This is a genomic window from Cellvibrio mixtus subsp. mixtus J3-8 (assembly GCF_000766945.1).
GTDB classification, from domain to species: domain Bacteria; phylum Pseudomonadota; class Gammaproteobacteria; order Pseudomonadales; family Cellvibrionaceae; genus Cellvibrio; species Cellvibrio mixtus_A.
Window position 1 is genome coordinate 21260 of sequence record NZ_ALBT01000084.1, and the last position, 13922, is coordinate 35181.

Genomic DNA, 13922 nt, shown 5'->3' on the forward strand with positions numbered 1-13922 from the left:
TAAAGTCACATAAATATATGTATATAAAGTGAGTTATAAATAGAGATCAAACTAATCTCTATTTATAACGGGCGAGCTTATCTTCGTAGTTTATGAGTGATTATTTCGAAAAGTATGCGCAAGGCTAACGTTTGAAATTTTTATAATGTGATAACCGACTGCGATCCAACAAACCACTAATGAAAGCACACTTACAACAAGAAAATTAACCGAAGAAACATGCAAACGATATGGAAATCCGCTCAACCATTCTATAACCACATAAAAAGCAATTGGCATAGCGATAATGTTTGCAATTAAAACAGGTTTGGCAAATTTCCATAGAAACAACCTGGATATATCTATCGTATTTGCACCAACCATTTTTCTTAATCCGATCTCTTTTGTTTGTGATCGAATTGAAAAACCGGACAAAACAAATGAACCAAGCATTGCAATAACTATGGCTACAATTGACAAAACCGCCATTATTTGTCCATTTTTCTCCCAGCGAGAGAAGGCGATATTCAAATCCGTATCTAGAAAAGACCTTACGATCGGATAATTAGGGTTAATCGCGCTCCAGGTTGAATCTATTGATTCAAGAGTGTCCACTAAATTATTACCGGTAATTTTTACTGATAGGTACTGCGACTGCTCAGGATAAACAATGAAAATATAAGGAGATAATTCGCCATGCCCAGCGAGCATATGGAAATCTGACACTACACCTACAATGTTTAATGTGAAATTCCAATGGCTATCCACCGAGTTTACTAACTGACCCAATGCATCGGAATTATTCAACCAACCAAGCTTGCGCGCAGCCGACTCATTAATAACCGCACTATAAATTGAATTATCAACTACGTCTTTATTTGTAGCCCTATCTAGCGCGTAATCTTCACCGAAGGATCTGCCAGCAAGAACGTTGATATTGTAGGTTTCAAAAAAATCATAATCTACAGCAAGTCGATTAAGTGTTAATGCATCTTCCCTGTTACCGCCAGAAAGATAAAATCCACTCGATTTATCATATTCTTTACCAGGTACAGTCATTGAGCCAGAAACACTTATTACTTCGGGATTTTTTAAAAGTTCATTTTTTAATCTTTCGTAATTTGGTTTTATTTCCGTCCATCCTAAATTGCTTAACACCAAGATATTCTCTTTTTCAAACCCCAAATCAATTTTTTTTATAAAACTCATCTGCTGGAAGATAAAAACTGTATAGATACTTACAACTATAGCAATTGAAAATTGAACTATAATCAATCCGTTTCTAACACTTGATGACGCAGAACCAGCTTTTCCGAGGTTTCTAAATACTTCTGAGGGTTGAAATTTAGACAGATAAAATGCAGGGTAAGAACCAGCTATAAATCCAGTAATTACTGTAACAATGACCAATTTCCAAATTAAAAAGATATTTGTAAAGAAATCAAATATTATCGTTTTATCCGTTACGTAATTAAACCAACCTAAAGACAACCTTACCAAAATAATTGCCAAAAATAATGCACACACTGAAAGCACCAGGGATTCAGATAGAAATTGTATTGCCAGTTGCTGACGTGAAGCACCAAGTGATTTCCTAACTCCGAGCTCCTTATTCCGCCCAACCCCTTTGGCAATCGCCATATTGGTAGCATTAATACAGGCGATTAGCAAAATAAGGCCTCCAATTAGCGACAGCGCAATTAGGCTATTTCCACCTCCCCCCGCCGATTCTTGAAGATGAATATCCTCTATTGGATTTAAACGAAATCCAATATTAAGCTCGTTTGGTATGTGAACGCTTGAGAAGTACTCAATGCCATTTTTCAATGATTCAATAGTTTCATTCTTTTTTAACAAAATATACGTTCTGGCAAATCGATCTTTCCAATTATCGTTGTCACGGGCGTGATACATATTTTCACGCGATTGAATATTCGCTAAAAATTCAATATTCAAATGCGAATTTTCTTTAACATCTTTTATAACTGCGCCAACGCGATAGAAATTTTTATTATCCAGCGTTAGAACTTTATCTACTGGATTAATATCACCAAAATATTTTTCGGACATAGATTTGGTAATAACTATTGAAAAAGGCTCGCCAAATGCAGTTTCATAATCGCCATATATAAACTCAAAACCGAATATCGATAAAAATGATTTATCAATAAAATTGATATTTTCATAAAAGGCTTTTTCTTGATACTTTACAACAAATTGCATTGGAACCAGGCGAGCGGCTTGTTCAACCTCAGCTACCCCTGCCACCAAAGCCGGAGCAATGGCAGGAAATGTATCAACATCAATACTGCCAGCCTTATCTGAAAAGTGCCGAACTGTTTCAAGGCGAAAAATCTGTCCACTGTTCTTCCAATTTTTATCGAAACTAAGCTCATCCTGGACATATAGCAGTGTAAAAACAAAAACTGCCATACCAATAGCTAGACCAAGAATGTTTATAGTCGAATAAAATAGATCCGCTTTCAGTCGGCGAATAGCTATAAGCAAATAATTTATGAGCATACTTCGACCTCGTTTTTGCGAGCTTGAACTATCTCATTTTGGCTCCCATATTCCTGCATCTTCCCATCCAGCAAATATAGGATTCGATTAGCGTAACTGGCGTGATAATCAGAGTGTGTAACCATTATCAACGTAGTTCCAGACTTATTTAACGCTTTGAGCATATCCATCACTTCTTGCCCCATTTCACTATCCAGGTTACCAGTCGGCTCATCAGCTAATATTAATTTTGGTTTGGCTACCAAGGCTCTTGCAATTGCAACGCGCTGCTGCTGTCCACCCGAAAGCTGCTTTGGATAATGATTCATTCGATGCAAAATACCCACATCTTCCAATATTTTCTTTACCAATTCTTGACGTTGATTTTTTGATTTATTTTGGTACAGCAACGCCAATTCAACATTCTCATATACAGTTAACTCATCAATTAAATTAAACTCCTGGAATATGTAGCCAATATTTGACTTTCTAATATTGGCTAACTGTTTTTCAGAATAGGAAGAAACCTCATGATCAAGGAAATAATATTTACCTGAACTAGGATTTCCCAATAAGCCGAAGATATTTAATATTGAAGATTTACCGCATCCAGAAGGCCCCATTATGGCAACAAACTCACCCTCTTTAATTTCTAAACTAATTTCATTGAGAGCTGTGGTTTCTATATCTTCTGTTCTATAAACCTTACTGATTTTGTCAAATTTCAACATCATTTATCTCCATTAATAATATTTAGAAAACCTGCATTAGTAAATTTTGAGCTTTTCCATATCTTTATAATCAGCATAAGATGAAACAACAACTTTTTCACCTGCAGTCAAACCGCTAATTACCTCGATGAATTTCGAATTACGACGCCCCAATTTAACTTTTCGTTTCACTGCAGTTGACCCGTTTTTCTCAAGAACAAAAATCCAATTTCCTCCGGTGTCGGAGAAAAAGCCAGCATTGTCGACTAATAATGTCTGCTTTGGTTGATCTAAAATCAATGTAAGCGATAAATCCTGCCCCCTCCGCAGGTCTTTCAAGGCAGCACCCTCAAATTCCAAATCAACTACAAAGGCCCCATTAATCACCTCGGGGTAAATTTTTTGAACGACCAAAGTTGCTGTATCGTTATCTCTTTTATATATTGCCTTTTGCCCAACCTTTAATCTTGCAGCATAAAAAGCGTCCACATTTGCCACCAACTTAAACACGCCTTCTTTATCAATTTGACCGAGACGAGCTCCTTTCTCCCTTGACTGCCCAATTTCTACATCAAGAGATGTTAACTGCCCATCAATAGGGGATTTAACAACCAGATCCTCAAGACTATTTCGAATAATACTCAAATGGTTTTGAAGTCTTTTTTCGCTTTCAAGTAGCTGCCCAATTTTTTGACGTTGAATTTCGGTTTCTTTCTTCTGCGCTAAACGAATCAACTCAAGATATCTTGCACTGTATTCATGTTCATTTTTAATGGAATCGAAATCGTTTTTGCTGACAAGCTTGTTTTCAAATAAATGGGTTGTCATATCCAAACGCCTCTGAAGTTCATTTGTTTTGTATGTGACTTCGTTGAGCGTGGTATTTAATTCCAGCTCATTTCTATCCAGCGACAAGCGCGTGCTTGCATTTATGTCAAGCTGATAACTTACTTGAGCTTCTTGGGAATAAACATCTAATTGAAATGCGGTATTCTTAAATTTGATTATATTTTGCCCTGCCTTAACATAATCGCCTTGAGAAACATATATCGCATCTACCGTACCGCCCTGGATGGCATCCAGGAAAACAGTTTTTATTGGTGCTGCGATACCACGAATTGGAATGCTGTCCTCGAAGCTACCAAATGTGACGCTTGAAATAGATACATGGTCACGTTTTACAGAGTATGTTTTTTGAAATGTAACACCAAAAGCCAAATAACCAACAACGAGAATTGCACCTGCCGCGCATATGCTTTTTATAAAAAAACTTTTACTATATTTTTTAGGGGTAATTTGCTTGTCCATATGGTCTACTTAATACTCGCTTGTATATTGTCGTGAATCTTTTCACAAACAAAAATTTTAATTTTAAAAACAACGATACGTTAATTACTAAATGCAGCAATAATTTCATTTATCTCTGAAACCCAGAGCTCAACCCCTTGCTCGATAGTTTCTTTTTTATAAATATTATCCCTGCAAATCCATTTTACATTATAAGTTCCATTTTTTACCGCAACCTCAATGTAAGAGGCCCAGCAAATATCTGCTGCAGTTTCAGAATGCGAAACGCCATATGACTCACTGGCCGAAGAAATTAAATGTGCCGGCAAATCAGAAAACTCATTCTCAATGTTATTTTTAACACCAACAAGATCAGGCGGGATATAATTGATATTGAATTCAGGAATAGGTATTTCATTGAAATATTTTTTGAGCTCATTATCTCTTGAAAAAGCCTTTATAGCGTTAAAAGCCAGCCCCCCATTAGGAATAGATTCATATTGCTTTTTATAAGACAGAACCTGTTCTTTCCTATCAACTGCAAGGTCCACATTAATTAATACAGGTAAATAATCAGAAAACCAACCAATTGTTCTGCTTAAATCCACATTTCGAATAATTTTTTCTCTTCCAAGAGAAATCATCGTAAAACAAATATGCGGCGCCCCGGTCATTAGGGAAATCGCATTTGATAAAGCAGTAAAGATAACATCTGCAGCGGTTATCCTGTCAGCCCGATGCGGAAAAGACAGTAAAAAATCATTTGATTGAATATTCAATTGTCGCTCAACCAGAAAATCTTTACCGTACAGAGCCTGGTTGCCGGATCTGTTCTTTGCAATACCATCGGGGAAATCGATCATTCGGCCAACGAGGCTAAACTCCAATGACTGCCAGTATTTGACATCCCTTTCAATATCCGGTGAATTCACCCAGTTATTAAGATAATTGGCCCATTCAATGATCGATGTTTTTACTGGTAAATCCTTTATGGCTTTCCCTTGCACCAGGGACAAGTAATGAACAAATAACTCCTTCATGAACACAGCAAAGCTATAACCGTCCATCAGTGCATGATGGACAATCCAAAGAAACCTGGCTGGCTCCGCGTTGCCGCAGTTGAACAAAACGAACTTAAAGAGATTCTTTCCAAGATCCAAAGAGTGTTGCATTTCATTTGCAATATATTCTATTTCCTCAGATCTGGACTTCTGACAAGGTACATGTGATAAATCGATTATTTGTAGCAATTCACAATGTTCAATATCAATGACACTTTCGTGGACGACTCCATTATTATTATGAAATATGTGACGTAATCCTTCTTGATCAAGTACAACGGCGTGCAATGCTTGATTTAAGAATGCCGGATTCGCATCTATGATATTAAGTATTCCGGATTGATTCCAATGATTTTTAAACACATATTTAAAAAGCATTTGTTTATTTGGCAAACTATATACTATATCCCCTTTTACATAGTTATATTTATAGGAACTTGTCGATGCCTGCTGTGAAATCAATGCAGACACACCGGCAACAGTTGGAAATTGCATAATATCTTTCACCAGCACATCCATACCGGCTTTTTTCATTTGCGCAATTAACTGGATAATCAATAAGGAATGCCCGCCGAGGTGAAATATATTATCGGTTATTCCTATCCGTTCAACTTTTAATACATCCTGCCAAATTTCACATAAAAGAACTTCGATGTCAGAACGCGGCGCAACATATTCCTCTTGTAGCAGGGACCTATCAGGTTTGGGTAATGCTTTAACATTAACTTTTCCATTGGAAGTCAACGGCAATTGTTCAAGTTCAACGTATGCCGAAGGTAACATATAGGGAGGTAAAAGATTACTGCAATAATCCGCCAGGTTTCTAATATTTAACGTTGACGAAAGAGTGATATTTTTTAACTGATTTATATAGTCTAATCCTTGAAAAGCCAAATCATTATCCATCCAATCGATAAGGCATGCTATTTCATCAACATCAATTTTCTTTATTCGCTCAACCATCGGCGATACACTTTTTGGAGTGCCGATCAACGCCGCCGCAGTAACATAGTGCTCAAATGCCAACGCTGTTACATCATCTATCTCTTCCTGGGTGTGAGTAACACCGGGAGCGTGAACCAAATACAAAGACACATGAGCTTTCATGTAGTCAATAAATGGCGCTCTCGCCTGTTCGAGAGTGCGTTCAAGATCCTCCCCCAAAAAGGTATGCACCATCAAGGTTACCCGCCCCTTTTTCGGATCATGTCCATGCTTTACCAAGGACTTCCGGTAAAGGGAAATTTTTTGTTCTAGCTCATCTATTGATTGGCCCAAAAAGTGCGTAATAAGATTTACGCCCAAACGGCCAGCTTCAATAAATGTCTCCGGGTTACCACCAGCTGCAACCCACAAAGGAATTTGATCCTGTGCTGGTGTTGGATAAATTTTTACACTGACATCATTATTATTACCATCTCGCCGTGTAATAGATTCTCCGGCCCACAGAGCCCTTACAGTTTTTACTCCTTCACTCAATATCTTTTTTCTATCTGCAAAATTATCAGGAGCCAAAACAAAATCACGAGGATGCCATCCACTGGCAATTGCCATACCTACCCGGCCATTCGAGAGGTTATCTACCACAGACCACTCTTCAGCAACCCGAATAGGATCTTGCAAAGGCAGCACAACACTTCCCGCCCGCAGGTGTACGCGTTGGGTGATAGTGGCTATTGCAGCATTTAGAACCGCAGGATTGGGATAGAGGCCCCCAACAGGGTCAAAATGCCGCTCGGGAGTCCAAATAGCTTCAAAGCCATTTTCGTCAGCAAATTGTGCTGCTTTAAGATACAACTCATACTTATTCTTTTCCGCGAATGGATTAGCACCAAAATAAAAAAGGCTGAAATCAATTGATGGAACGGCAGTCTTCGCCATATTTTCAGTGTTGGCGGGAACGATATAAGCAACCAGTTGTTTTTCATGATGATCATTGTCCCTTGCTACAACAACCACATCCTGGATCGAAGGATGTTGTCGTAACACTGATTCAATTTCTCCCAGTTCAATTCTAAAACCGCGGATCTTAACTTGTTGGTCAATGCGCCCAAAATATTCAAATTCGCCATTAATCAGTTTACGAGCCAAATCACCTGTACGATAAAAACGTCTGTTGCCAAATTCAGGGAGTGAAACAAATCGAGTTTCAGTTAACGCCTCTCGATTCAAATAACCACGGGTAACACCAGCCCCCCCTACATACAGTTCACCTGTTACACCAGCAGGAACCAAACTTTTCTCTTCGTTTAATACAATCAGCTGTAAATCAGAAAGAGGTTTTCCAATTAAACTGGCTCCCGTATTTTCCAAAATATCGGTTTGCGTTAGTCTCCGATAGGTTACATGCACCGTTGTTTCCGTGATCCCATACATATTAATCAAGTTTGGCGCGGCATCTCCATGCCGTGAAACCCAGGAAGATAAACTTGATAGGTTAAGCGCTTCCCCACCAAATATGACATAGCGTAAGGAGAGCGATAAATTTTGTATGCTGTCCTCAGGCATAAATTGATTAAACGCACTGGGGGTTTGGTTTAGTACGGTAACTTTTTCGCGTGCAACCAGCTGGTAAAAATCACTGGTCGATCTTGATACCCAATAGGGAACTATTATCAGGCGGCCACCAAAACATAAGGCTCCCCATATTTCCCATACCGAAAAATCAAACGCATAAGAATGAAATAACGTCCATATATCAGTATGGTTAAAGTCAAAATGCGCTTGCGCAGCATGGAATAGCCGAGTCACATTATGATGCTCTACCAAAACACCTTTTGGATTGCCGGTAGAGCCTGATGTATAAATAACATACGCTAAATTATGTTCCCTTGAATTATTTTCAGGCAAGGAAACATTTGCCGATGGGAAACTATCCAACTCATTAGATGAATCATCAATACATAAAGCTTGCTCGGGAATAACAGGTAAACGAGGTAATAGATGAGTATGGGTTATTACGGTATCAAGTTTCGCATCATCCAAAATGTATTTCACCCGAGCTTCGGGATAATCAGGGTCAATTGGCACATAAGCAGCGCCAGCTTTTAAAACGCCCAGAATAGCTACAATAGTATCCAGGGAGCGCTCAACACACACACCAACAAGTGTATTGGGCATAACATTTCTCTTATTAACCAGGTAATGCGCCAATCGGTTTGCCCTGCAATTTAATTCGCGATAGCTAAGCTCCTGCAATTCAAATTTAATGGCAATAGCATTAGGTTGGGCAATTTCCCTGGCTTCAAATAACTCATGGATGAATTTATTTTTATTATAATTTTGCAACTCATCCGGTACTGCATCCAACAGCTTAAAACGCTCTTGCTGATTAAGCATATTCAGTGCATATACATGTGCATCCGGGCTCTTTAATACGGCACTGAGCAATTCCTTAAAATGATTAGCCATCCGTTCAATAGTCGAAGGATTAAAAAGATCCGTCCTGAAACTCCATCGCAAATCCAATCCATCAGGGCACTCAATGACGTCAAGGCGCAAATCATGAGTTACCAGACTTGAATCAAGCTTTACCTCAGTAAGTTCTAAACCTGGTAAGTTTATTTTGGTTTTTTCATAATTATGAAGCACAAGCATAATTTGAAATAGCGGGCTGTATGCCATATTTCTTTCAGGCTGGATTTTTTCAACTATTTTTTGAAACGGAACTTGTTGGTATTTATAGGCATCGAGCAACGTTCTCCGGCTTTTTCCAAGCAAGCTATTGAAGCTTGGTTGTTCCGCAAGATCCATGCGCAAAACTAATGCATTAACAAAAAAACCTATTAAATTTGCAATTTCTTCCTGCTCTCTATTGGCAATAAAGCTGCCAACAACAATATCCCTTTCATTGCTGTATCGAGATAGTAATATTGAAAAAACCACGTGCAATCCCATGTACAAGGTTGCACCCTGAGTACGGCACAATTCCTTTAGTGCATCAGTAGCAGCCAAATCAATTCTATTAATATAGGTTGACCCAGTAAACGTTTGTACTGTCGGACGAGGATAATCCAATGGCAAGCTGTGTACTAACGGCAAATCGGCCAACTCTTTAACCCAATAATTTAATTGCTCTTCAAAAGCATCTCCCTGCAACCATTGACGCTGCCAGGAAGCATAATCAGCATATTGAATATGTAATGGTGGAAGCGGGCTGGCATTACCTAAATAAAATGCGGAATATAATTCCTTAAATTCTTTAACGAAGATTGCTGTTGACCAACCATCCGAAACGATATGATGCATTACAACCAACAAGATATGTTCATCTTCTTTGGTTTTTACCAATTTCAAATAAATCATCAGGTCACGGCTTAAATCAAATGTGTGCAATTTTGCCGCGGTTATTATGTTATTCAATTGCTGTTGCTGCACCTCGGGCTCAAGTGCAGTCAGATCGTCTAAAGGGACCTCAAAGCGCTCCGAATCCTGGATAATTTGAAATAACTGTCCTTCTTCATCTGCGATAAAACGCGTGCGTAAACCATGATGTCGCTCAATAATTTCAGAAAAGGTTTTGTTAACAATATTATAATTAAGGGCGCCCGTGAGTTTGAACACACCAGATATATTATAATGTGCGCTCCCTCCATCAATTTCACTTAATAGCCAAAGGCGTTGCTGGGCATAGGATAGCAAAGACTTCCTTTCATCCAGCGGCAAAATCTTTCCATAATCAATAGTGTCAGCTTTCAACTCAACTGAAAGATAATCTATCAATTGGCTTTTATTGCTTCTAATAAGATGAGCGATATCATCGGTTAAGCTATTGTCATCAGATCTTGTTTTTAGCTTTCCCTCCTCAACGAAGACATAGACTCCAGCATCGGAAAGCTTGTTAATAACCTCAATAATGCTCACCACTCAATCTCCGTTTTTTCCTTATTAATTTCTTTTAAAATTTTATTTTTCGTTAACGCAATATTTTCATCAATCAGGGCACTCATAGCCTGGAGATCCTCACATTCAAATAATGATTTGAATTGCAACACAACCATAAATGTTTGATTAATTTTTGCCATGAGGCGTGTTAATAACAAAGAATGTCCACCCAAATTGAAAAAATTATCCCCGGCTCCAACACGCTCTATGCTTAAAACATCTTGCCAAATTTTACATAAGGCCTTTTCGGTTTCGCTACGCGGGGCAAGATAAGACGCCTGTAGTATTATTTCTGGTTCTGGCAATGATTTTCTATCCACCTTACCGCTCGGCGTTAACGGGAACTCTTTCATTAACACAAAAGCAGCAGGAATCATGTAATCCGGGACATGCTGTGCCAGATATTTACGCAGTGCAGTTAAAACATCGTCAGAGTTGCCGCCATCACGCGAAACATGAGCCTCATTCTCAACAATGTACGCAATCAAACGCTTATCGTTATCGCCAAAATCTTTGGCGATTACAATGGCATCTTGAATATCAATGTAGTTACGCAAAGCATTTTCAATTTCGCTTAACTCAATCCTGAAACCACGAATTTTAGTTTGATGATCTGCCCTACCTATAAATTCCAGGTTGCCATCCGGAAGCCAACGAACCAAATCACCAGTCTTATAAATAAATTTACTGATTGAATAGTCCTGTCCGTTATAGAAAGGGTTGGGAACAAATACTTTGCCGGTTTGGTTCCCATCGTTCCAATAACCACCACCAACACAATCACCACCGATATACAGCTCCCCAACTACGCCTATGGGCACAATTGCATAATTGCGCCCAAGCACATACACATTGGTATTATTAATTGGCTTGCCGATTGGAATCGAATCCGGTGGCACATCAGGAATACGGTAGAACACGACACCGATAGAAGTTTCAGTCGGTCCATAGGCATTCACCAACTCAATAGCAGGAAATGTTTGCTTAAACTTTTTAACTGCATTTACATTTATTGCTTCCCCACCAATTATTATTGACTTCAGTGAGGACAGTTTTTTGTATTGATGATTATTTTTATGACTGACCGCCTCATCAACAAATGCAGAGAACAGCGCAGGGGTGAAATCGATTAAAGTGATATTTTTTTCACAAATAGCAGAAGCAACATAATTTACATCAAGAATATTGTCCCTATCGGGAATATAACAACTTCCGCCAGTTATTAATGGCCAGAAAAATTGCCATATACATGAATCAAAACAATGATGTGTTGTTTGCATGACAACTTCAGTTGTCGCACTGAAAAATTGATTCATGAAAACCAATCGATTCACGATACCCTTGTGAAGATTGATTGCACCTTTTGGCGCTCCTGTTGAACCCGATGTATGTATAACGTATATCGGGGCATCGGACGCAAGAGGTATTGCCAGGTTTTCGTTCGAGGGTTTAATTCGCTCTATACTTATATTAATGATGGTTGGCAGATTGTTAATGTGGTGCGCAAACCTATCATCGATCACAACAACTTTTGCAGACAGACGCTCCAGGGCTGACTGAATCCGTACACTTGGCCAGCGTGTATCAATGGGGGCAAATATAGCCCCTGCTTTCATTATTGCCAGATATACAAGAGGAACCTCAATACCCGGCTCCATTAAAACCGGAATAACATCGCCAACATTGACATCAGCCTGGATAAAATCTTTAGCCAAACCATTTGCATATGAATTTAACTCTCCATAGCTAAGTTTGATGCTATCGTTGAAAAGCGCAGTGTGCGTCGGGAACTTAGCTGCTTCTATCTCAAACAATTCATGAACACACTTATCATTTGGATATGCTGTTTTTGTATTATTCCAATCCACTACTATTTGATTGCGTTCATCATTAGAAATAATGGATATAGTTTCAATGCCTGAAGCAGGCGAATGCTGTAATGCAGACACTAAACCGCTGATTGCTGTGTGAGCATAATCCAATATTCGTTTCGCATTAATTGAGGAGTCAACTTGCACATCTAATTGGAAATCCTGCCCAAAATCATTAACCGAAATATTAAACGGATAATTAGTCCGCTCATATCCCAATACAACTTCAAAGTCTTTTTCCGCAGCAGGGTTTTCCGGAAAATTATTTGTTTTCGGTAACGAGTGCCGGTAATTAAATAAGGAAGTGAACAGGGGCAACTTGCCATTAACCTGGCTACAGCGCTGGGCCAAGGCAAGCGAAGTTTGCTCATAATGTAATAAATTTGTTAATGATGATTGAACCTGTCGAACGAATTCAATAACACTAACCGATTCTAATTTTGCGCGAAATGGCAGTGTATTAATGAATACACCCATTGAACGCTCTGCGCCAATGGCGCCCTGTAATCTACCGGATAATACGGTACCAAATATCACATCATTTCGAGCGGTACATGTAGCTATTACCATTGCCCATGCTGCATGAAATAGCACTGCCGGGCTAATGTTTAAATTTTTGGCTACCAGCCGAACCTGTTTTGATGTTTCGCTATGGAGATAGATATCCGCATCTGCGCGATGACATCCGTCTTCATTAATATCTAATAAATTAAAAGGTGTAGTAGGTTCTTCAACATCACCTAAAATATCGGTGAAAAAAGATTCTGCATTATTATGTAAAGCTTGATACTGTGTGTGCGCAATAAAGTCCCGGTATGGCACAGACGGGGGCAACTCATCCGCCTTACCTGCCTTATAAGCCTCAAATTCCCTTTGTATAATTTCCAAACCTAGGTGATCGGAAATAATATGGTGGTATTGCAACAAGACAAAATGTTCACCAGCGTGACAACTGTTTGCTATTTGCAAACGCATCAACGGAGCTTGTTCCAGATTTATCCATTGAAGTTGCGGATCACATAGCTGACGCATTTGTGCTTCGATATCACCGCTGAGATTTAACTGCACAACAGGAAGGGGCGCCTCACGACAAACCACCTGAACAGGTACCGACAAACCACGCCAGAAAATAGCAGTACGTAGCGCATCATGCCGATGAATAATAAATTGCAAAGCATCAATAAATGCAGTTACTGATTCAGCACTATTAAATTTAAATAACACCGGAAGAACATACGGGTCTACCTGCTGGCACAGCATATGGTGAAACAATAGACCTTCCTGTAAAGGACCCAGTGCATATATATCCTGCACATTTGTTGTACCCCCGGGAATTTGGGTAATCAGGTGTTCAATTTCTTCTTCTGTCAGGTTAACCAGCGGCAGCATCGCTGGTGTGATATGCCTGCAATTGTTAGGAATTACATTGGGAGGAGCGACAAAAATCGGCGATTTTTTTCCTGCCTGCTGATCGATAACTTGTGCTAATGCAGCCAGGTTTTCTGTGATAAATATATCCCTAACCTGCAAGGAACAACCCTGTTGCTGCAAACGTGCGATCACGCGCATAGTCAGTAACGAATGCCCACCCAAATGGAAGAAATTATCCGTCACACCTACCCGTTCAA

General features: G+C 39.1%; 5 protein-coding genes. All 5 read right to left on the reverse strand.

Annotated features, from left to right (window positions below):
• Positions 1-90 precede the first annotated feature (90 nt).
• The 5 genes from A596_RS04765 to A596_RS04785 all read right to left on the reverse strand — a co-directional run bounded on the left by A596_RS04765 (position 91) and on the right by A596_RS04785 (position 13908).
• Complete coding sequence (locus A596_RS04765; RefSeq protein WP_039913014.1) at positions 91-2502, reverse strand: ABC transporter permease; 2412 nt, start codon at positions 2500-2502, stop codon at positions 91-93.
• On the reverse strand, positions 2493-3215 hold the full coding sequence (locus A596_RS04770) for an ABC transporter ATP-binding protein (protein ID WP_235425620.1): 723 nt from the start codon (positions 3213-3215) through the stop codon (positions 2493-2495). Before A596_RS04770 ends, A596_RS04765 begins: the two co-directional genes overlap by 10 nt.
• Before the next feature lie 33 nt (positions 3216-3248).
• A complete protein-coding gene (locus A596_RS04775; RefSeq protein ID WP_039913016.1) occupies positions 3249-4499 on the reverse strand; it encodes an efflux RND transporter periplasmic adaptor subunit in 1251 nt (416 codons plus the stop codon).
• Positions 4500-4579: 80 nt separating this feature from the next.
• Positions 4580-10402, reverse strand: a complete 5823-nt coding sequence (locus A596_RS21900) for a non-ribosomal peptide synthetase (RefSeq protein WP_052417241.1) — start codon at positions 10400-10402, stop codon at positions 4580-4582.
• A complete protein-coding gene (locus A596_RS04785; RefSeq protein WP_052417242.1) occupies positions 10399-13908 on the reverse strand; it encodes a non-ribosomal peptide synthetase in 3510 nt (1169 codons plus the stop codon). Before A596_RS04785 ends, A596_RS21900 begins: the two co-directional genes overlap by 4 nt.
• Positions 13909-13922: the final 14 nt, after the last annotated feature.

Bases quoted from the DNA above. Each gene is read 5' to 3' on its own strand.
- A596_RS04765 (WP_039913014.1), bottom strand. From the start codon at position 2,502: ATGCTCATAAATTATTTGCTTATAGCTATTCGCCGACTGAAAGCGGAT.
- A596_RS04770 (WP_235425620.1), bottom strand. From the start codon at position 3,215: ATGATGTTGAAATTTGACAAAATCAGTAAGGTTTATAGAACAGAAGAT.
- A596_RS04775 (WP_039913016.1), bottom strand. From the start codon at position 4,499: ATGGACAAGCAAATTACCCCTAAAAAATATAGTAAAAGTTTTTTTATA.